General features: G+C 62.5%; 20 protein-coding genes and 1 pseudogene. 9 read left to right on the plus strand and 12 right to left on the minus strand.

Going from position 1 to position 20,815, the window contains the following annotated elements:
• Positions 1–8: 8 nt before the first annotated feature.
• The 6 genes and pseudogenes from purQ to YWU_RS0105210 form a co-directional block, all read right to left on the minus strand.
• The gene (purQ, locus tag YWU_RS0105185; protein WP_027019628.1) at positions 9–674 is read right to left on the minus strand and encodes a phosphoribosylformylglycinamidine synthase subunit PurQ; all 666 of its coding nucleotides are present in this window, start codon (positions 672–674) and stop codon (positions 9–11) included.
• Complete coding sequence (gene purS / locus YWU_RS0105190; protein ID WP_027019629.1) at positions 671–913, minus strand: phosphoribosylformylglycinamidine synthase subunit PurS; 243 nt, start codon at positions 911–913, stop codon at positions 671–673. Before purS ends, purQ begins: the two co-directional genes overlap by 4 nt.
• 96 nt (positions 914–1,009) lie before the next feature.
• Positions 1,010–1,288 (minus strand): thioredoxin domain-containing protein, encoded by a 279-nt coding sequence (locus YWU_RS0105195; RefSeq protein ID WP_027019630.1) that lies wholly within the window; start codon positions 1,286–1,288, stop codon positions 1,010–1,012.
• A 41-nt stretch (positions 1,289–1,329) separates the two neighbouring features.
• Positions 1,330–2,031 carry a DUF2334 domain-containing protein gene (locus YWU_RS0105200; protein ID WP_027019631.1) on the minus strand — a complete coding sequence of 234 codons (702 nt, stop codon included), beginning with the start codon at positions 2,029–2,031 and terminating at the stop codon, positions 1,330–1,332.
• A gap of 89 nt (positions 2,032–2,120) precedes the next feature.
• Positions 2,121–4,214 (minus strand): annotated as a pseudogene (locus tag YWU_RS15320) (S9 family peptidase); the annotation flags it as partial.
• Positions 4,215–4,232: 18 nt separating this feature from the next.
• Entirely contained in the window at positions 4,233–5,126 is an 894-nt protein-coding gene (locus tag YWU_RS0105210; RefSeq protein ID WP_027019632.1) for a phosphoribosylaminoimidazolesuccinocarboxamide synthase, read from the minus strand.
• Between the two features lie 115 nt (positions 5,127–5,241).
• Between YWU_RS0105210 and YWU_RS0105215 the strand changes: the two genes are divergently transcribed.
• The 5 genes from YWU_RS0105215 (at position 5,242) to YWU_RS15330 (ending at position 10,908) form a co-directional block, all read left to right on the plus strand.
• On the plus strand, positions 5,242–6,552 hold the full coding sequence (locus YWU_RS0105215; RefSeq protein ID WP_027019633.1) for an acetyl-CoA C-acetyltransferase: 1,311 nt from the start codon (positions 5,242–5,244) through the stop codon (positions 6,550–6,552).
• A 48-nt stretch (positions 6,553–6,600) separates the two neighbouring features.
• Positions 6,601–7,944 carry a 3-oxoacyl-ACP reductase gene (locus tag YWU_RS0105220; protein WP_027019634.1) on the plus strand — a complete coding sequence of 448 codons (1,344 nt, stop codon included), beginning with the start codon at positions 6,601–6,603 and terminating at the stop codon, positions 7,942–7,944.
• A 36-nt stretch (positions 7,945–7,980) separates the two neighbouring features.
• Positions 7,981–8,859 carry a MaoC/PaaZ C-terminal domain-containing protein gene (locus YWU_RS0105225; protein ID WP_027019635.1) on the plus strand — a complete coding sequence of 293 codons (879 nt, stop codon included), beginning with the start codon at positions 7,981–7,983 and terminating at the stop codon, positions 8,857–8,859.
• Positions 8,860–9,096: 237 nt separating this feature from the next.
• Positions 9,097–9,810, plus strand: coding sequence for a lysozyme family protein (locus YWU_RS15325; RefSeq protein WP_240484062.1), 714 nt, complete (start codon positions 9,097–9,099; stop codon positions 9,808–9,810).
• Between the two features lie 3 nt (positions 9,811–9,813).
• Positions 9,814–10,908: a heparan-alpha-glucosaminide N-acetyltransferase domain-containing protein gene (locus YWU_RS15330; protein ID WP_051260063.1), complete on the plus strand. Its 1,095-nt coding sequence runs from the start codon at positions 9,814–9,816 to the stop codon at positions 10,906–10,908.
• On the opposite strand, the gene YWU_RS0105240 is transcribed toward YWU_RS15330, so the two are convergent.
• Entirely contained in the window at positions 10,896–11,906 is a 1,011-nt protein-coding gene (locus YWU_RS0105240) for a winged helix DNA-binding domain-containing protein (RefSeq protein ID WP_156892722.1), read from the minus strand. The two genes, YWU_RS15330 and YWU_RS0105240, sit on opposite strands and share 13 nt — an antisense overlap.
• A gap of 80 nt (positions 11,907–11,986) precedes the next feature.
• Between YWU_RS0105240 and YWU_RS0105245 the strand changes: the two genes are divergently transcribed.
• From YWU_RS0105245 to YWU_RS0105255, 3 genes are all read left to right on the plus strand, one after another.
• Positions 11,987–12,655 (plus strand): superoxide dismutase family protein, encoded by a 669-nt coding sequence (locus YWU_RS0105245; RefSeq protein ID WP_027019637.1) that lies wholly within the window; start codon positions 11,987–11,989, stop codon positions 12,653–12,655.
• 128 nt (positions 12,656–12,783) lie between these two features.
• A complete protein-coding gene (locus tag YWU_RS15335; RefSeq protein WP_051260064.1) occupies positions 12,784–13,986 on the plus strand; it encodes an SGNH/GDSL hydrolase family protein in 1,203 nt (400 codons plus the stop codon).
• On the plus strand, positions 13,979–14,545 hold the full coding sequence (locus tag YWU_RS0105255; RefSeq protein ID WP_027019638.1) for a TetR/AcrR family transcriptional regulator: 567 nt from the start codon (positions 13,979–13,981) through the stop codon (positions 14,543–14,545). The genes YWU_RS15335 and YWU_RS0105255 overlap by 8 nt, the downstream gene beginning before the upstream one ends.
• A gap of 24 nt (positions 14,546–14,569) precedes the next feature.
• On the opposite strand, the gene YWU_RS0105260 is transcribed toward YWU_RS0105255, so the two are convergent.
• The 4 genes from YWU_RS0105260 to YWU_RS0105275 form a co-directional block, all read right to left on the minus strand.
• Positions 14,570–15,406 (minus strand): MerR family transcriptional regulator, encoded by an 837-nt coding sequence (locus YWU_RS0105260; protein ID WP_051260065.1) that lies wholly within the window; start codon positions 15,404–15,406, stop codon positions 14,570–14,572.
• A gap of 84 nt (positions 15,407–15,490) precedes the next feature.
• Positions 15,491–16,918 carry an adenylosuccinate lyase gene (gene purB, locus YWU_RS0105265; RefSeq protein ID WP_034647141.1) on the minus strand — a complete coding sequence of 476 codons (1,428 nt, stop codon included), beginning with the start codon at positions 16,916–16,918 and terminating at the stop codon, positions 15,491–15,493.
• Between the two features lie 115 nt (positions 16,919–17,033).
• Positions 17,034–17,558: an HXXEE domain-containing protein gene (locus tag YWU_RS0105270; protein WP_027019641.1), complete on the minus strand. Its 525-nt coding sequence runs from the start codon at positions 17,556–17,558 to the stop codon at positions 17,034–17,036.
• A gap of 89 nt (positions 17,559–17,647) precedes the next feature.
• Entirely contained in the window at positions 17,648–18,538 is an 891-nt protein-coding gene (locus tag YWU_RS0105275; RefSeq protein ID WP_027019642.1) for a DUF4299 family protein, read from the minus strand.
• 171 nt (positions 18,539–18,709) lie between these two features.
• Here YWU_RS0105275 and trhO point away from each other — a divergent pair, with 171 nt between their 5' ends.
• Complete coding sequence (gene trhO / locus YWU_RS0105280; protein ID WP_027019643.1) at positions 18,710–19,657, plus strand: oxygen-dependent tRNA uridine(34) hydroxylase TrhO; 948 nt, start codon at positions 18,710–18,712, stop codon at positions 19,655–19,657.
• Here the strand turns inward: trhO and YWU_RS0105285 are convergent.
• Positions 19,641–20,804, minus strand: a complete 1,164-nt coding sequence (locus YWU_RS0105285) for a pyridoxal phosphate-dependent aminotransferase (protein WP_027019644.1) — start codon at positions 20,802–20,804, stop codon at positions 19,641–19,643. The two genes, trhO and YWU_RS0105285, sit on opposite strands and share 17 nt — an antisense overlap.
• Positions 20,805–20,815: the final 11 nt, after the last annotated feature.

The following is a 20,815-nucleotide window of genomic DNA, read 5'->3' on the forward strand; positions in this document are numbered from 1 at the left end:
CATTCCTCCTAGACGTTGTCCACTGCGGACAGGAACAGCTCGAGTCCGTCGAGCGACGGTCCGGTCAACGCCTCCACGGCGTGCTCCGGGTGCGGCATGAGTCCGACAATTCGGCCGTTTTCGCTGCAGACACCTGCGATGTCGTTGATCGAGCCGTTGGGGTTCTCGGCGTAGCGGAACACCACGCGGCCCTCGTCCTCGAGCTGACGGATGGTGTCCGGTGCGGCCTGGAAGCGGCCCTCACCGTGCTTAGACGGGATGAGGATCTCACTGCCCGTGGACAGTCGGCTGGTCCAGGCGGTGTTGCTGTTCTCTACGGTGAGGTTGATGTCGCGGCACAGGAAGTGCAGCCCCTCGTTGCGGGTCAGTGCGCCCGGCAGCAGTCCAGCCTCGGTGAGGATCTGGAAACCATTGCAGATGCCTAGCACCGGCAAGCCGCCCTTGGCTGCGTCGACTACGGAACCCATGACCGGGGCCAGTGCCGCGATCGCGCCGGAGCGCAGGTAGTCACCGTAGGAGAAGCCGCCTGCGACGACGACAGCGTCGACGCCCTTCAGATCCGCGTCCGCGTGCCACAGTTCCACGGACTCAGCTCCGGCGAGGCGGACGGCGCGTGCGGCGTCAACGTCGTCGAGCGTGCCCGGGAAAGTAATGACGCCGATACGAGCCGTCACTGCGCCCCCTCGCGAACAATCTCGTAGTCCTCGATGACGGTGTTGGCCAGAAGCGTCGCAGCGACCTTCTCCAGCTCTTCGTCGGTGACGGTGTCATCGACCTCGATCTCGAATCGCTTGCCCTGGCGGACATCCTCGACGCCGGTGACGCCGATGCGTCCCAGAGCCCGGTGGACGGCCTGCCCCTGCGGATCCAGAATTTCCGCCTTCGGCATGACATTGACAACTACACGGGCCACGCTTTGCTCCCTTGAAAGTGTTGGGTGGAGTGCTCCACGGGCCAGCTTACAAGCCGGAGGCGTGCTTTCTAAGCCGCACCTGAGTAGGTCGCTTCCTCACACCGGAAGGTGCTCCTCAAGCAGAGCGACGAAGGTGTCCTCCTCGGGGTCCTCGGCCTGCCCGACCTGCTCGCCTTTCGGCGAGAAAAGCGTTGGCTTCCCGACGCCCCCATCCCCCACTTCGCCACCAAACACCGCGAAAAACCCGCGTTCGGCAAATTCATCGGTGAGGGCCTCCAAGGCCTCCCGGAAGTCCGGATTATCTGGTGCGACCAAGACCACGTGTCCGGCCAGGTCGTCCATTGTCACAGTGCGTCCGTCGAGTGTGGTGTACATGCGGCCAGGATAGTTCGGAGAGGCCCGAACCTGCCCCAAGCTCAGGCAGCGAGGGTCAGCGGCACCGTTCGGTACCCGGTAGCCACGGCTCCGGAGTTCACTGCGTAATCAATAGTGCGCAGGGCGTCTCGTCGGACCTTGAGCTCAGAGAGACGGGACGCGGAAACGGAGAGACGAATGGATCGCCCCGCATCGATGTTCCGCTCGATGGTCGCGGCCACTGCCCGGCGCCACCACCCGGCCGCTCCGAAGCCTTCACCGAACGCCACGACGCGGGTGGCGTCTACTGTCCCGCTGACCAAGTCGTGGACTCCATTGAGATCTGCAGCGATGCGATAGCCGAGGTCTGGCAGTACGGCCTTGGTGCCCCGGGAGAGATTCCACCTAGGCGGTGCGAACATGTCGGTGTTCAGCCCCAGCGCCTGCATCTGGCGGGTGGCGGCAGTCAGTCGGAGCCGGGCCTCATGTTCCCCGAGGGCAGCGAATTCTCCGCGGCGCCCCTTGTCCGTCTGGTCAAATCCGGCCAGGAGAAGTTCAGAACCTTCCTCTTCCCTGCGCCTAATCCACCGCATCACCGCCTGCGAATTACGCAGCGACCAATCCGACCCTGCATGCGGGGCCACGAGCAGGGACGGAACCACTCCGCGGTCCGTCAGAGCGGTCGCGAAGCGGGCCACATCAAGAAGTCGATCATCACGGATACCCGAGATGGAGACGACCAGTGCCGGTGCTTCGGAATTCATGCTCCGAAGCCAACCAGTTCACGGTGAACACAGGGTGTTCCACCGGTGGTCCTTCCGTTAATTCAATTCGACGGAAAGACCACGTCCGCTCACTTATCGGCGGCGCCGGCCTGCTTCAACAGCCAGGCGTACTCGAATGCCGTTTCCTTCCACTTGGCGTATCGCCCGGAGACACCACCGTGGCCGGCGGACATCTCGCACTTGAAGAGGAACGGACCGCCGTCGGCGACTTCCTTTAGACGCGCGATCCACTTCGCCGGCTCGACGTAGAGGACGCGGGTGTCATTGAGAGACGTCGTCGCGAGAATCGGAGGATACGTGCCGCCGACGTTTTCGTACGGAGAGTAGGAAGCCATGTAGTCGTAGACCTCGGCATCATGAAGGGGATCTCCCCACTCATCCCATTCGGTGACGGTGAGAGGGAGCTCCGGCATCAGCATGGAGGTCAGCGGATCGACGAACGGTACCGCGGCAAGAATGCCGTTGAAACGGTCGCCGGCCATGTTCGCCACTGCGCCCATGAGCATGCCGCCGGCGGAGCCGCCTTCGGCGACCATCGAATCGGTCACGCCGGATTCACGCAGGTGGTCAGCGACGTCGATGAAGTCGGTGAAGGTGTTCTTCTTCGACAGTCCGCGTCCGTTTTCCCACCAGCCGCGACCCATCTCGCCGCCACCGCGAACGTGCGCGATCGCGAAGATCATGCCGCGATCCATCAGCGATAGCCGAGCAACCGAAAAGCCCGGGTCAATCGACGCTTCATAGGAGCCGTAGCCGTACAGCAGCAGCGGATTGGGCTTAGTGATGTCCAGGTCAGCGCGGTGCACCAGGCTCACGGGGACGTCGACACCATCGCGGGCAGTTACCCATAGACGCTTTGCGACGTACTCCTCCGGGTCATAACCACCCTTCACCGGCTGACGCTTCAGCAGGGTCCGCTTCCCGGTTGGGACATCGAGCTGCCACAGCTCCCCTGGAGTGGTGAACGATCCATAGCCGAATCGGAATACCGTGGTGTCCCACTCGGGGTTTCCACCGGCACCGGCGGTGTAGAGCTCCTCTGGGAATTGGAGGGGTTCGAAGTGTGCGGTGGGGGCGTCGGGAAGCGAATCGTTGCCGAGCTTCCACACTGACAACCTGCCGATACCGCCTTCGCGGAAGGCTAAGACGATGAAACTAGCGAAGCAGTCGACGCCCTCGATGCGACGGCCTGGCAGATGCGGGACGAGATCCTTGAGCTCGCTGACATCGCCGACCGGACCGGCATCACAAATGCTCAGCGCGAAGTCCGGGCCGGTGAGATTGTGCGTGACCAGCCACTTGTCGCGACCTCCGATGATGGCGTGTTCGACCTCGTACTCCACGCCGGTTTCGCGCGGGCGGATGCAGACAGGGGCAGATTCCGGCGCAGAGGTGTCGATGTACCAGCACTCGGAGGTGATCTTCGAGCCCATCTCGATGATGAGGTACTTCTCGGAACGGGTGGTGCCGGCTCCGACAAAGAAAGATTCGTCCGGCTCGTGGAAGACGCGGACGTCTTCAGAGGACGGGGTGCCGATGCGGTGGCGCCAGACCGAATCGGGGCGCCAGGCGTCGTCGACGGTCTGGTAGAAGATGTACTCCGAACCGACCCAAGAGGCGCCGGCGGAGATGCCGTCGATGGAGTCCTGGAGAAGCTCGCCGGTACGAAGGTCTTTTACCCGCAGGTTGTAGCGCTCATCGCCGACCACATCGGTGGAGTACGCCAGCAGCGTGCCGTCAACAGTCACAGATGCAGCTCCGAGGCTGAAGTATTCGTGTCCTTCAGCCATAGCGTCCATGTCCAGCAAGATCTGCTCGCCGTCCAGCGCCGGCAGTGGTTCGCCGTCAGCGGTGGCAGTCACCGGCGGGATGTCACCCTCAGCGGGAACGCGGCAGCTCAGACCGTAGGATCGGCCTTCTTCCGAGCGGCCGAAATACCACCAGCCACCGGAGCGCACCGGCACCGACATGTCAGTCTCCTGCACGCGAGACTTGATCTCCTTGTAGATCGTCTCCCGTAGCGGCGCCAGATCGGCCGTCGCCTCCTCAGTGATCGCGTTTTCCGCATTCAGGTGGTCGATGACCCGCTGTGACTCCTTCTCGCGGAGCCACTCCCACTGATCGTCGAACTCTCGGCCGTGAACGGTCCTCATGTACCGGTGATCCTCCTGTTACTCGTTTTAATTCCCGGCACCGTACCAGTCGGCAAACTTCTTGCCGGAGATGCGCTCATAGGCCTCCACGTAGCGATCGCGGGTGGCAGTGACAACCTCGCTGGGCAGCGACGGCGGTTCGGTGTCGCCTTCCTTATCCCAACCGGATTCGGCTGAGGTGAGCCAATCGCGCACGTACTGCTTATCGAAGGAGGGATTGACCTGTCCCTCGACCCAGGTGTCTGCGGGCCAGTAGCGAGAGGAGTCCGGGGTGAGCACCTCATCGGCGAGGACGAGGTTGCCTTCGGTGTCCAATCCGAACTCGAACTTGGTATCCGCGAGGATGATGCCCTTCTCCAGGGCGATAGCGGCGGCCTTCGAGTAGATCTCGAGAGTGGCGTCGCGAAGCTGTTCTGCGCGCTCGCGGCCGAGGTCCTGCACGACCCGATCGAACGTCACATTCTCATCGTGGTCGCCGATCTCGGCTTTTGTTGCGGGGGTGAAAATAGGCTCGGGCAGGCGGGAGCCTTCAGTAAGGCCCTCCGGGAGCTCAATTCCACAGACGGTGCCGGATTCGCGGTACTCCTTCAGGCCGGAACCGGTGAGGTAGCCACGGGCGACGCATTCGAACGGCATCATGTCGAGCTTTTTACAGACCAGTGCTCGGCCGAGGGAATCAGCGGGGATTCGCTCGTCGTCCGGTGCGCCTGCCAGGTGGTTCGGGAAGTCCAGAGCGTCGAAGAAAAAGACACTCATCGCGGTGAGAACACGGCCCTTGTCCGGGATGGGGGAATCAAGGATGTGGTCGTACGCGGAGATGCGGTCACTGACCTCCATCAAAAGCGTCGAATCGTCAATGTCATAGATCTCACGGACTTTTCCGGCAGACAGGTGGTTGTACGAAGAAAGTTCAGGTCGCATGGGGGAAAGCTTAGCCCTCATATCGGTGTGTTCCCGTGACAACAGACATGTCTATAAGTATTGTCTACTTTTAGTAACTCACGTCACAACTACCTAGACGAAAGGGCCGAGTCACATGGCCAACCAGGAAATCCGCCGCGCAGTCATCGTCGGCGGCAATCGTATCCCGTTCGCTCGTTCGAACAAGGAGTACAGCAACGAGTCCAACCAGGACATGCTGACCGCCGCCATCGAAGGCCTCGTCGCACGGTTCGGCCTGGCAGGCGAAGAGATCGGTGAGGTCTCCGCAGGTGCCGTTTTGAAGCACTCGCGTGACTTCAACCTCGTCCGCGAGGTCGTCCTGAGCACCTCCCTCGCTCCGACCACCCCGGCCTACGACGTGCAGCAGGCCTGCGCCACCGGCATGGAAACCATGGGTTCCATCGCCAACAAGATCAAGCTCGGTCAGATTGACTCCGGCATCTCCGGCGGCGTTGACACCACTTCCGATGCTCCGATCGCTATCTCCGACGGCGCCCGCAAGGCTCTGCTCGAGGCGAACCGCCAGAAGACCCCGCTGGACCAGGTCAAGGCACTGACCAAGATTCGCCCGTCCGACCTTGCTCCGGCTACCCCGAGCACCGGCGAGCCGCGCACCGGCCTTTCCATGGGTGAGCACCAGGCCATCACCACCGCTAAGTGGGGCGTAACCCGTGCTGAGCAGGACGAGCTGGCTGCCGCCTCGCACCAGAACCTCGCCCGTGCCTACGACGAGGGTTTCTTCACCGACCTGGTCACCCCGTACCGCGGTGTCACTAAGGACACCAACCTGCGTGCGGACACCACCGTTGAGAAGCTCGCTAAGCTCAAGCCGGCCTTCGGCCGTGGCCTGGAGACCGAGCCGACCATGACCGCTGGTAACTCCACCACCTTGACCGACGGCGCTTCCTCGGTTCTGATCTCCTCCGTCGAGTGGGCCGAAGAGCGTGGCCTGCCGATCCTGGCTGACGTTATCGACACCGAGGCCGCTGCAGTGGACTTCGTCTACGGCGACGAGGGCCTGCTCATGGCTCCGGTCTACGCCACCCCGCGCATTCTGGCACGCAATGGCTTCACCTTCGATGACTTCGACTTCTTCGAAATCCACGAGGCATTCGCCGGCACCGTCCTCGCCACCATGAAGGCATGGGAAGACGAGGAGTTCTGCAAGGAGAAGCTGGGCCTGGACTCCGCACTGGGCTCCATCCCGCGCGAGAAGCTCAACGTCAACGGCTCCTCCCTTGCTACCGGACACCCCTTCGCCGCTACCGGTGGCCGTATCGGTGCCTCCCTGGCCAAGATGCTCCGCCAGAAGACCAACGAGACCGGTGAGGTCTCCCGCGGCTTCGTCTCCGTCTGTGCAGCCGGAGGCCAGGGCGTCGTCGCCATCCTCGAGGCTCGTCCGTAACCCCTCTCACCTCTCGCTTTACCGCAAAGACTCGATTAGGAGCATTACATGTCTGACAAGTACCAGGAGCTCGTCAATGGCGGCCCGCTGACCGGTGTCGCTAAGTCCCTCGGCCTCCCGCAGCCGCCGCACCTGCGCCGCCACAAGGCTGGCGACGATGTCCTGAAGAACAACAAGGTCCTCGTCACCGGTTCCGGTGCCGACGCCGAGGCCGTCGCCAAGCAGCTCGGTGACTGGGAGCTCCAGGTCCGCCGTGACGAAGCAGGCGACGACAAGGTCGGCGCCATCGTCGTCGTGCTCACCGAGGCAGAGCGCCCGACCGACCTGCAGGGTCCGGTCCTGGCTGCTGCGAAGCACCTGCGCAAGCTCGACAAGGGCGGCCGAGTGGTCTTCATCTCCCGTGAGTCGAACGAGGAGAACTCCCCGGCAGTCAACGCTGCGCGCTCCGGCGTCGAGGGCATCGTCCGCTCCCTGGGCCACGAGGTCCGTGGCGGCTCCACCGCCAACGGCATCGTCGTCGCCGACGGTGTGGACGTCACCGCGAGCCCGGTTGTCTCCGCGCTGCGTTTCTTCCTCTCCGGCCGCTCCACCTTCATCGACGGTCAGTTCCTGCGCGTCTCCTCCTCCAACGGCACCCTGCCGGAGGATTGGGACAAGCCGCTGGCCGGCCGCGTTGCAGCAGTGACCGGTTCTGCTCGTGGCATCGGCGCTGCTATCGCAGAGCAGATGCACGAGCTCGGCGCCAAGGTCATCGTCATCGATATCCCCGCCGCAGGCGAGGCTCTGGCAAAGGTCGCGAACAAGATCGACGGCCTGGCACTGCAGCAGGACATCACCGCTGACGACGCCGGCAACAACATTGCTGACGCTGCCCAGAACCGCTACGGCCGCCTGGACATCGTCATCCACAACGCTGGCATCACCAAGGACAAGCTCCTGTCCAACATGGACGAGGCCAAGTGGGGCGCCGTCATCGCCGTGAACATCGAGGCTCAGCTCAAGATGAACGAGCAGCTCCTCGCACACCCGGCATTCCAGGAGTCCCCGCGCGTGGTGTCCCTGGCTTCCACCTCCGGCATCGCCGGCAACCGTGGCCAGACCAACTACGCCGCCTCCAAGGCCGGTGTCATCGGCATGGTCTCCGCATACGCGGACACCTTCGCTGAGAAGGGCGGCAACATCAACGCTGTCGCTCCGGGCTTCATCGAGACCGAGATGACCGCCGCGATTCCGTTCATGAACCGCCAGGTCGCTCGTCGCGTGAACTCCCTGCAGCAGGGTGGTCTGCCGGTGGACGTTGCCAACGCCATCGCGTTCCTTTCTTCCGACCAGGCTCTGGGCATCAACGGCACCGTCGTGCGCGTGTGTGGCCAGAACATCGTCGGCCAGTAAACCGGCAACTCCACAGGAATTGAGGAAAGGGCACACATGAAAACGGTTACCCTCCCCGAGGTCCCCAGCCTCGCTCCGCTGTACGGCAAGGCCGCCGCTGGCGCGTCGAAGAAGCGCCCGAGCTCCATCGAGATCGAGGTCAACGCCTTCACCGTCAAGGACGTCCCGGTCACCCGTGCGCAGGACGAGAAGTTCCGCGCTCTCGTCGGTGGCGAGCAGAAATCGGATGAGGCCTTCTTCGGCCACATCCACTCGCTGATCATGCCGCTGCAGCTGCAGCTCATGGGCGCCGACGACTTCCCGCTGCCGATGATGGGACTGGTCCACACCGACAACTCCTACCGGCAGCTCAAGCCCATCGCTGTCGACTCCACGGTCGATCTTGAGGTCCGCGTCTCCGGTTTCCGAGAGCACCGCGTCGGCACCGAGATTCTCCTCGACGCCGTCGTCTCCCAGAACGGTGAAGTCGCCGTCGAGGAGCGCTCCGTCTACCTGGCCCGTGGCCGTCGTCTGAAGGACGCCGAAGCTGCTGAATCTAAGGACCGCGAGAAGTTCAAGGTTCCGGCACCGACTGCCATCTGGCGTCTGCCTGCTGGCATCGGCCGCAAGTGGGCCAAGGTGTCCGGCGACTGGAACCCGATCCACATCACCGGCTTGTCCGCGAAGGCACTGGGCATGCCCGGCGCGATCGCGCACGGCATGTACACCGCCTCCCGTGCGCTGGCTGAGGCCGACGCACGCGGCTCCTTCGAGTTCGACATCGCTTTCGGCGCACCGGTCGTGCTGCCGGCAACGGTGCCGGTCGCCATTACTCGCCTGTCGGGTGAGTCCTCGGCATCCAACGACCGCGACATCGTGGCGTGGGACAAGAAGAAGCGTCGTCCGCACTTCACTGCGAGCGTCCGCGATCTGTAGAGGTACGGCTTTCTGACCTGTAAGGTCAGATCATCGGCTGAGGCGCCGGCTCCAATTCTGGGGTCGGCGCCATAGCTTTTTCCGGAGGCTGCGCCTGTTCATACGCCGCTGTCGCCCATACCATCAGCTGAATAAGGGAGATACGCCATCGACACCCGAGGACCTGTCATTTCGCCTTCTTCGTCCACGAATTCGCACATCACCTGGTATTCGCGTGGGGTGCTTACGGCGACCCTGTTGACCGCTGCCTTGGTAGTTGCTGGATGTTCCGATGGGGGAAAGTCATTTCCGGACATCGCAGCCTCGGGCGCTCCGGACGCTCCAGAGCAACACGTTCCGGTCCTTGCGGTCTTCGACGAGGGCGTGGATCTGGCACAGATCCCCATCGCAGATCTTCCTGATCCAGAGTGGGTCGGTGCGACCTCGGCTGACCATGGCATTCCGGCCCGGGCGGTAGCGGCCTATGCCGGCGCCGCCATCCGAGTCAGCGTAACCTCCCCTGACTGCGGTCTGGGGTGGAACACGTTGGCCGGCATCGGTGCGGTGGAGTCATTCCACGGCCGGTATGGCGACTCCGACATTGAGCCGGATGGTCTTGTCGATCCCCCAGTCATCGGGATTCCGCTGGACGGCGGTCCCGGCGTCGCAGAGATCTCGGACACCGATGGCGGTGACATGGACGGCGACGACGAGTGGGACCGTGCTGTGGGCCCGATGCAGTTCATTCCGGAGACATGGTCCTGGATCGGTCAGGACGGAAACATGGACGGCGTAGCGGATCCGCATCACATCGATGACGCTGCATTGTCCGCAGCGGCGTTGTTGTGCCACACCGGTGGGGAGATCATTTCCGATGAAGGCTGGAACACTGCGGTGATGGGCTACAACCAGTCAGTGGCCTACGCACGTGAGGTCGCGGAGTACGCAACGCAGTACTGGGCTGAGACCTAAACGATGAGCGCCGCCGCCAGGATCCGCAATAACGTCCAGAGGCTGGAGTCTCCAGCACGGATTCCTGCTGTGGACCTGGCGCGTGGGATCGCCCTCCTGGGAATGCTGGTGGCGCACTTGATGATCGTCAGCCGGTTCACGTGGTCTGATCCCCAATCATGGGATGGGGTTGTCGACGGTCGCTCTTCCATTCTCTTCGCAACGCTGGCGGGTGTATCCCTGGCGCTGGTCGCCGGGTCCGCTACCCCTCCGTCGGGATACCTTCGCCGGTTGTTCTGCTCCCGAGCCTTACTGATCTGGGTACTGGGAGCGGTGTTGGCAACGTTGTCTGTGCCGTTGCACATCATCCTGCCTGCGTACGGAATTCTGCTCCTGGTCGGGACATGGCTGCTGAGGTTCTCAACGCCAGTGCTGATCGCCGTCGCTGCGGCCGCAGCGGTGCTCGGGCCGGTTATCGTCGCGGCCGTAGGCAGAATCAACCCACTGGGCCCGGTGGCTTCGGAACTGCTCTATCGCTACACCGGATGGCACTACCCATTCGCGATGTGGCTGGCGTTCATTGCAGCCGGAGTCGTCGCTGGCCGAATGCTGCTCGAGCGGCAAGTTCGCGCAGCGCTGGTGCTCACCGCGGTCGGCGCAGTGCTGGCCACGATCGGCTACGGAGTCCTTGGCCCCGTGGCAGGCACCACCCGCATCCGGGCTCTGTCATTGCTTAACGACGTCCCTCACGAATCAGGCATCGGCGAAGCAGTGGGCTCAGGTGGTTTCGCCCTCGCTGTCCTCGGTCTGTGCGTCTTGCTTTGTGCGACACCAGTGCGATGGCTCCTGTGGCCACTGCGGGCGGTGGGGTCCATGCCGTTGACGGCATATACCGCCCACGTCCTGTCGTGGTGGGTGTGGATTCAGTTCCAGCCCGGCATCATCGGAATCACCTTTGATCCGCTGTGGGACTTCCAGGCTGTAAACCCGCTGTGGCCGTCCATCATTACGCTGCTGATCGGGTGCTCACTGTGGGCGCTTCTCATCGGCCGCGGACCGCTAGAAATGGGGCTGGGAAGAACTGCGATAGCAATGGCGTCACGAGATCACTCCAGATAAGTGATGTCGTCACCCTTCCATGTCGCAATAACAACGCCATCGCGCACAACTACGGGTGCCACCAGTCCGTTCTTCGTCGGCCCAACCACTGGCGTGTGCATCGGGTCTACGGCCAGAGTGCGGTCTTTGTACCCCATCAGGTACTCGTCGAACGCAGGCAACTGCAGTGTTCCCGTGGCCTTGCCTGCCGGTTCCCAGCCCTCGGGAACGAGGTACTCCACACCGTTCATGGTCACTTCTCCGACTGCGGCCTCTGCCACCGCCTTCTTCACCGCCGTCTGTGTCTGGCCTGACCACCACGCGATGTCTGCGACCGTCGCCGGTGCCCGCGCAGCCAAATGGCGTTCGACCAGGTGCACCATCGGAGCATCAGGAGATTTCGACTCCGGTACCCAGTTATCGAACGCAGTGAACGTCTCCCCGGGCCCTTGCACTAACTCCATCATTTGGCAGAGGTAGCGCAGGATATGGGAACTGCGTCCACCATCCGGATCAACCCCAGCCTCCGTCATCAGTGTCTTCACCCCATCGCGGGTCAACGCGCTGTGTCCGTTTCCGAGTTCAACCGCGCCATCGCGCTCAGCCGCAGTGTCGGTTGTGGTGTCGATGATGAGGGAGGAGATCAGAGAGACCTCGGGAAGCGAAAGCCCTAATCCCTCACGACGCTTCTCGACGCCTCCCAGTGCCCGCTTCCCACACAGCTCCGTAAGCCAGCGAACATCAGCTGCCGCCATGATGTGATGGGTGCCGCGCATCGGCCAGGTGCGGATGAGATCGCCGTTGGTCAGCGCCGCGTCGACCTCCGTAGTGGTGTGGCCTCTGCCCGATCGCATCGACAGCGCCTTGCGGGCCGCGCCATAGTTCTGCGCCTGAACTGCAAGCATGTGCTGTGCGACGTCCAACGGGCCATCCCCAGACCTACCATCCAGCCACTGCGCATGTGACCGTGCCGCCCGGGCTTCGGTGGGAGTGATCACGCGTGCTTCAGGTACATCCATGACCGGAGAGTACACACGCAGGTACGGTCGGAACCAGCCCTTAGAGGAACCGAGAACGACCAACAGTTTGGAGTCCCCCAATGAGCTCGACCAGCATGATCCGCACGCCCTCCATCCGCCGTACGTCTATGGCACTGGCCGCCGCCGGAGCGCTAGCATTCACCGCCGTTGCCTGTGCCGATGACGGAGAGAACATGTCCGGCACCGAGAACACCGCTGCCACGACCGACAACAATGGCACCACTGAGCCTGCCGCCGACCCAGATGCCCCCGCTAGCGAGGAGGGCGAGCAGTTCGCCACCGCGCAGCTGGTCAACCAAGACGGAGACGACTCCGGCACTGCCGCGTTCTACGACAAGGACGGCAAGGTGGAGGTCCACATCACCGCCACCGGCCTAGCCCCCGGGTTCCATGGCATGCACCTGCATGACACCGGCCTCTGCGAAGATGACTTCTCTTCCGCCGGCGGGCACCTGAACGGCGACTCGGAGCACGGTGGCGGCCACCCCGGTGATCTGCCGTCGATCTACATCAACGATGACGGCACCGGTGAAATCCGCAGCCTTTCTGACAAGTTGAGCCACGAGCTGCTTCTCGACGACGACGGCGCCGCAGTCATCGTCCACGAGGACCCGGACAACTTCGCTCACATCCCGGAGCGCTACGCCCCGGATGGCCCGGATGAGGACACGCTGTCCACCGGCGATGCTGGTGACCGTGAGCTCTGCGGAGCCATCGAGCCGAGCTAACTACAACCGCGCCGGCAGTGTTAGCACTGCAGGAGCAGGAGGGGTCGCATACTGCGGTTGTCACCTATAAGTGACAACCACTGCCCCGCTGCCTATGTCCATTAGGTTTTTTCCTATAGGGCATAGGCATGAGTATGCGATCCATACCCCTTACTGCCGACATCATCCGAGGCGCCTCAGAAATCGAGCACGCCGACGGTCGGGTCCGACTACACCGCCTACCCACCTGGGTCCGACATCAGTTTCCTGGCCCTCAATTGCTCGCGATGGAAGCACAGCCTGCAGGTATCCGGCTAACGTTCCGCACCTGCGCCACTGAGATTGAGTTAGTCATACATTCGCGCTGGACCAATTATGTGGGCTTGAGCCGACCTCGCGGAACAGTCGATGTGCTTATCGACGGCGAGCTCGCGGCCCGAAACACTCTCACCGGTGGAGATGTCGTGGAGTTCAATATGCTCACGGGAGCAGTTGAGCGACGCAGTGGAGAGCACTGCACTACCCATGTGACAGGACTGCCCTCTGCAGAAAAGACGATCGAAATGTGGCTGCCACACAACGAGTCGATGGATCTTGTCTCGCTCCACGCCGATGCCCCCGTTTCACCGGTGACCGACAATGCCCAGCACCGATGGACTCACTACGGCAGCTCCATTAGCCAGGGCTCCAACGCGGCGGCGCCGTCTGAAACCTGGACGTCGATTGCCTCCCGACGCCTTGGCCTGGATCTGGAGAATCTCGGTTTCGGCGGAAGCGCCGTCCTCGACCCCTTCATGGCCCGAGTCATCAGGGATTCACCGGCTGAGGTGATCTCAATCAAGATCGGTATCAACATCGCCAACACTGACTCCATGCGGCTGCGCTCATTTGTCCCTGCGGTGCACGGCTTCCTCGACACCATTCGCGACGGACACCCGGAAACACCGCTGCTAGTTATGTCGCCGCTGTACTGCGGACTGCAGGAGACCACACCCGGCCCCCTGGCGATGGACCCGGAAGCCCTGGCCGCAGGAACCACAGGGTTTCTCGCCACCGGTGATGAGAAGGAGACCTCGCAGGGCCGGCTCACTCTCGAGGTGATCCGTGACGCACTCGACGGTGTCTTCAGCACCAGGTCCACCTCCGACCCACATCTGCACTATCTCGACGGCATTCGACTATTCGGAGCAGCGGACGCTGACCGATATCCGTTAGCTGACGGTCTGCATCCCGACGCCCCCGCCCACCACCTCATCGGCGAGCGTTTCGTTGAGTACGCACACTCGGATTCAAGTGCCTTCAGCCATCTGGCCGAAGCGCAGAAGCTGCGCGAAAGCACTGCTCATGCCTAGGGTCGGGGCGTCCGCAGAGTCAATTGTGTCGACGGCCGTCACAGTTGCAGATCGCGACGGATACGACGCTGTCTCCTTGTCTGCGATTGCTCGAGAACTTGGTGTCAGACCACCGAGCCTGTACGCACATGTGTCGGGAAAGGCGGAGCTGCTCAGTCGTCTTCACCAACGCTCGCTCGGCAACTTGGCTGATCTCATCGCTGAGGCAACGGCAGGAAAATCCCAGCAGGCCGCGCTGCATGGGTTGGTTCAGGCGCATCGGGAACTTGCCTTCGCGCATCCCGGAATGTGGGAGGCGATGCAACGTTCGGCAGATGCAGAGACCGTACAGTCCGATGAGGCAGCGAGGGTGGCGCGTCTAATGACTGCCACGCTGCACGGCTATGACATCGAAGGCGAGCGCGCCGTTCACGCGGTCCAGTTCGTCGCCGCCACGATCACCGGGCTGCTCACACTTGAAGGCTCTGGCGCAGTCGAGCACAGAGCCCCCGACCTCGAAACATCCTGGCAGAACACGGTCTCCGCCATGGATCGGGCGCTGAGCAGCTGGCCCAAATAGGGACCGACTACTCGATCCAGCTGATCAATCCCACTGGGCGGCGTCCGGATCGACACCGTTGGCCCGGGCGTCTGCTTCAACTGCTGCGACGAGGAATTCTACGGCTCCGGGCTCACCGCCCTTTTCATACGCCGGCCGGAACCGGTCGTCGGCCAGGTACATCCGCGCCAGGATCACCTGACGACCGTGGCCGCACTCATAATGCTTCCCGACGCTCTTCCGGTGCATCGCCGAGATCTCCCGGCCGATCTCCGAGTCGGGGTGGGCACCGGCGCGGACCGCCTCAGCGAGCTTCTGCACGATCAGCTCTTGCTGTTCGTACATCTCCGCCCAGTCCTCCTGGGTGAAATTCTTCTGTCGTTCTTGTGATTCCGCCCAGGCGTCGGTGTTTCCCCACCGCTGCTCAGCTTCGTCCTGCCAGTCCTGTCGCCACTCTTCGCCGAACAGCTTCGCGGCGTCCTGCGGGCTCATCGGTTTGTTCATGTCAATCGCCTCCAATAGCTCATCGACTGCGCCGATCATCTGGCGCAGATGCGAGGCTTTTTCCTCAAGCACCTTCCGTTGGCGCATGAGTTGGCTGCGTTCGTCGGATTTCCCGTCGAGAAGCTGGCGGACCTCATCAAGGCCCACTCCTGCTTCGCGGTAGACAAGAATCCGGTGTGCACGACCGATGTCCTCCGCCGTGTAAAGGCGGTGACCTCCAACAGTGCGCCACTGCGGCGACAGCAGGCCGATCTGGTCCCAATGTCGCAGCGTCCGCACGGTCACGCCGAGCAGGTCTGCGGTGTCACCGATGCCATAGCCATCAATGTCCGTGACGCTCTCGTCGCTGCCGTGTGCAGCCGATTCGCTCTCTCGCATAGGACTCATCAAAGGACCTGACGTCGCGTCCGATTCAAGGGGTGCGACGAAAAAGGCCGGGAAATTTCCCGGCCGATTCCCTATTTAGAGGATGTCGCCGGGGCGGTAAGAGGAGGCGTCGGGATGCTTCTCGACGTACTCCTGCACCCGCTGCGCCACCCTGTCCACCTGGGACTCCGCCGCACCGATGAAAGCATGGCGGTCCGCCAAGGCCGCCTCCAGACCAGCTAGGTCCAGCGGAATGCGGGAATCCTCGGCAAGACGCTCCACGAGGTTCTGATCAGCACCCTTCTCGCGCATGTCCAGAGCGGTGGCGACAGCGTGCTCCTTGATGACCTCGTGGGCCTCTTCACGGCCGACACCTGCACGAACGCAAGCCATAAGCACCTTCGTCGACGCCAGGAACGGCAGGTAACGCTCAAGCTCGCGCTCGATCATCGCTGGGAATGCACCGAACTCATCGAGGACGGTAAGGAAGGTCTCGAACATGCCGTCAATAGCGAAGAAGGCGTCGGCGAGAGCAACACGACGCACGACAGAGCAGGACACATCGCCCTCGTTCCACTGGTTGCCGGCGAGCTCGGAAAGCATCGTCATGTAACCGCGCAGCAGCACCTGGAAACCATTGACGCGCTCGCAGGAGCGGGCATTCATCTTGTGCGGCATCGCGGAGGAGCCAACCTGACCCTCCTTGAAGCCCTCGGTGACAGTCTCGTTGCCGGCCATCAGACGAATGGTGGTGGCCAGCGACGACGGACCAGCGCCGACCTCAACGAGTGCCGACAGCGCGTCAAAGTCCAGGGTGCGCGGGTAGACCTGCCCGACGGAGTCGAAGACCTCCTTGAAACCCAGACCCTCGGCGATCTCCTGCTCAAGGGAAGCGAGGGCTGCCTCGTCACCATCAAGCAGATCCAACATGTCCTGGGCAGTGCCCATCGGTCCCTTGATGCCGCGCAGCGGGTAGCGCGCCAGCAGGTCCTCGACACGCTGAATGCCCAGCAACATCTCATCAGCGGCAGAGGCGAATCGCTTGCCCAGAGTGGTCGCCTGCGCGGCGACATTGTGGGAGCGGCCAGCCATGACCAGCGACTTGTACTCGACAGCCTTCTCAGTGGTGCGGGCAGCGACGGCAATGGCCTTATCGCGGACCAGCGTCAGGGAGCTCAGGAGCTGCAGCTGCTCGACGTTCTCGGTCAAATCACGCGAGGTCATTCCCTTATGAATGTGCTCGGTGCCAGCGAGAGCACAGAACTCCTCGATGCGGGCCTTCACGTCATGGCGGGTGACCCGCTCACGGTCGGCAATGGACCCGAGATCAACCTGGTCGACCACGGCTTCGTAAGCCTCGATCGTTCCCTCCGGGACCTCGATGCCGCGGGCCTTCTGGGCCTTCAGCACAGCGATCCACAGCTGGCGCTCCATGATGATCTTCTGCTCGGGGCTCCACAGCTGCGCCATCTCCGGGGAGGCGTAGCGGGAAGCAAGGACGTTTGAGATATTCTTCTTGGCCACGACGACCAGTATTTCACGGTGAGGCAGCCCGGACGGTGTCAGGCTGCTGTCCTCACCCCGATTCCTGCAGCGGATGCCACCCAGGGGAACACTCAATACCCAGAAGTTTTCGTAGCTATTTCTCCCCCAACACTCGGTCTCCGAGGATCCGCCAAGCAATAACGTGCACTCCACCGAGGAGTGGAAGTCCGCAGAGGGCGATGGTGGTGGTGAGGATGGGGGCGTCGTTAAGCAGGTTCTTTCTGCGCAGCAGTGTGTGTGCTTTGCGCCAGAACGGCAAGACGACTGTGGGCGTGGTGAGCAGGCCCGTGGTGTAGCCCTGCGCCACAAACGAACCGGCCAGGTGGGCAAGTCCATGGAATCCGAAGCCGAGAACAGCGCCTCGAAAGAACGGCGAGCGGCACTCGGTCACCGCGCCACGCCAGCTGGCCGCAGCGACTACCGGAGCCATCAGCGCCACCGTGAGATTGACCTGCGCCTGCGAAATACCACTGCGCTCCAGTTCTGGTGGCAATGGCACCCACCTAGGCGACCTCTGCAGAACACGCCGGGACGTGGTGCGCATCGTGAGGAGCTCCTCGATGTCATGCACCACCCACGCGGCGAACAACCCCACACTAACGACGGTCGTGTCCTTCATTGACGCAGCTCCTCGGCTGTCGCACCCACCCACCGAACTAAGACGACGACAGCCTAAAGCGCCTCCAGACAATGCGCTCGTCGATAGGGTTAGCGCCCCCGGCACATCTCCAGCATCTCCGCTCGGGTGAGGGGTTCGATGACGAGGGAGTAGGCGTCGAGAAGCGAGTGCTTTTCCTCCGGGAGACCAGCAAGCATCTGCGCGTGCGGTAATGCACCAAGGAGCTCTGGCCCCTCAGGCGTTGCGACGAAGAGGTAGACCATCCAGTTGTCGAACGTGGCCGCGTCGATTCCTTCGTAGTGAAAATCCAGCGCGGGAGTGTGTGGAAGCGTGGTTCGGACTCCCTCCGTCAGCATGTACGCCCCGATGATGTGTCCCTGCGCGTCCTGCATCAACGACTGCTGGGCATCATGTGCTGGGAATGTCTGGACCCGCATGAAGGTCGATTCAAACTGATCCACCGGAGACGCGGCTCGGTTGACGGCTTCCAATAACTCAGCGTTGAGACCGACATTTCGCCGAAGTCCCCTCAGCACTGGCACTGATCCATTCGACGTCAGGCTCGTCAGCATTTCAATGCCCGAGGCAATGTCACTCTCGAAATCGAAGCGGTGGATCGAGTCTGGGGTGTATGTCTCGCCGTTCTCCGCGACGATGTCTGCACCGATCTTCGCGCTCAGGTCAGACATAAAGGTCAGAACGAACCTCCAATCAATGGTGGTAGTCGGAGTGAACTCACGGACCACATAGGCGCCATTGGTGAATGACAGCTCAAATCCGCGGCCGCTAAGCGCAGGATTGCCGATGGTGATGACCGACGTCGATAACGGGGCATGGAGCAATTTCCCGTGGACATCCGCATCAATCGGCAGTTCATCCACGATGAATGCCGTGAGCTCCTCATTCGTCGCGGCGAGTGCCTGCCACAGAGTCAGTGACGTGTGAGGTCCCGGCGGGGTCAGGCTGAACGTCTGGCTCATAGATTCCTCTCGGATTGCTCTGCCAACCGTCCGGAGTTCCTGAGGGACGGCAGCTGTCGCAGGCGCGCTCGTTGCCTTCCATGAGTAGTCGGAAATGCCGTTCTTGGCTCCAGGGCCGGGGGTGCTCCCCTCTCTGGGGTAGGCCACAATGCGGAGGATTATGCTCGTTCCGTGGCTATCAGCAAGATCCTCCTTTACTACGCATTCACTCCCCTCGCAGACCCGAAGGCGGTGATGCTCTGGCAGCGCGACCTGTGTGAGTCGCTGAATCTGCGCGGTCGCATCTTGATCTCCGAGCACGGCATCAACGGCACTGTCGGCGGCGACCTCGACGACTGCAAGCGGTATATCCGCAAGACTCGCGAGTACCCGGGCTTCAGCACCATGGAGTTCAAGTGGTCCGAGGGTGGCGCGGAGGATTTCCCGAAGCTCAGCGTGAAGGTCCGCGACGAGATCGTGTCATTTGGCGCACCTGCGGAGCTGTCGGTGACCGAGGATGGCGTCGCCGGCGGTGGCGTGCACCTGAAGCCAGAGGAAGTCAACGAACTGGTCAAGACGCGTGACGACGTCGTCTTCTTCGACGGCCGCAACGCCTTCGAGGCTCAAATTGGCAAATTCAAAGACGCCATCGTCCCGGATGTGACGACGACCCACGACTTCATCGAAGAGATCGAGTCCGGCAAGTATGACGACCTGAAGAACAAGCCCGTCGTCACCTACTGCACCGGTGGCATCCGATGCGAGATCCTCAGTTCCCTCATGAAGGAGCGCGGATTCGAGGAGGTCTACCAGGTCGATGGCGGCATCGTTCGGTACGGCGAGAAGTTCGGCAATAGTGGCCTGTGGGAAGGTTCGCTCTATGTCTTCGACAAGCGCATGCACATGGAGTTCGGCGAGGAGGGCGACGCGGACTACAAGCAGTTAGGACACTGCGTGCTTTGCGACGCCCCCACCAACAAGTTCGAGAACTGCATCAATGAGGACGAGTGCCGTCAGCTGATATTGCTGTGCGCTGAGTGCGCGGGGTCAACGGAGACGCATCACTGTGGCCAGGACCAGTGCCGAGAGGTTGCTACCGAGCTCGCTGCTAAAGAATTGGCCGCTACTGATCACCAGTGAACTCACCAATGCGCCGGCACGCCTCGGCGATATCTGCGGTCGTTCCCGCGAAGCAGAGGCGCACAAACCGGTGCCCATTGACCTGGTCGAAGTCGATGCCGGGGGCTACGGCGACACCGGTGGCGTCGAGAAGCGCCTTCGACCACACCATTGAGTCGTCAGTGAGGTGGGAGACGTCCGCATAGATGTAGAAACCACCATCCGGCGGGGCGAAAGTGGGCAGGCCTGCGCCCGGAAGTTCACGGATGAGCAGGTCGCGGTTCGCGGCGTACCTGCGGACGTGGCTGTCGAGCTCGGCAATCGAGGCCTCAGAAAACGCCCCCATCGCCGCGACCTGCGACACCGCCGGCGGGCACACCGTGAGATTCGCGGCCAAGCGCCCCAGCGGTGCCAATAGCCACTCCGGCGCGATGAGCCAACCGACTCGCCAGCCGGTCATGGAGAAGTACTTCGAGACGCTGCCGACCACTAGAGCGTTATCGCTGAATTCGCGGGCGCTGGCGCAGCGGCGGCCGTAGGAGATGCCGTGGTAGATCTCGTCGCTGATGAGGAGGACATCATGTGCGTCGCACCAAGCACAGATTTTTTGTAGTTCCTCGGCGTCGATGATCGTTCCGGTCGGGTTGTCCGGGCTGGTCACAATGACCGCGCGCGGAACCGATGGCAGCGAGTCGAGGATCTCGGCGGTGAGCTGGAAACGAGTCTCCGCTCCGCAGTCGATCTCGATAACGGACGCGCCAAGGGCCTCCAGGGTGTTGCGGTACGCGGGGTATCCGGGACGGGCGAGAACGATCTCGTCGCCTGGGTTCAGTGCAGCGAGAAAAAGCTGCACAAAGCCTCCCGACGACCCCGTCGTCACCACCACTTCCTCCCATCGAACCGGTGCTGCACCGGCTCGATAGGTGGCGTTGTGGAAGTCCGCAATCGCACGTCGCAACTGCGGCATTCCAACAGCCGGGGTATATCCGAGGACCTCGGTAGACACCGCTGCCTCCACCGCGGCCAAGACCTGCGCAGGTGCTGGCGTGGAGGGCTGACCGGTGCACAGGAACAGGGCGTCACCGTGAGTTCGGTCGCGCTCCTGCGCCGCTGCTAGGACGTCCATGACGTGGAACGGAGCAACGTCCGAGCGGGAGGACGGAATCATGCGGGGTTCGA

Origin of the sequence: Corynebacterium sputi DSM 45148 (assembly GCF_000427865.1) — a bacterium.
Classification (GTDB): Bacteria; Actinomycetota; Actinomycetes; order Mycobacteriales; family Mycobacteriaceae; genus Corynebacterium; species Corynebacterium sputi.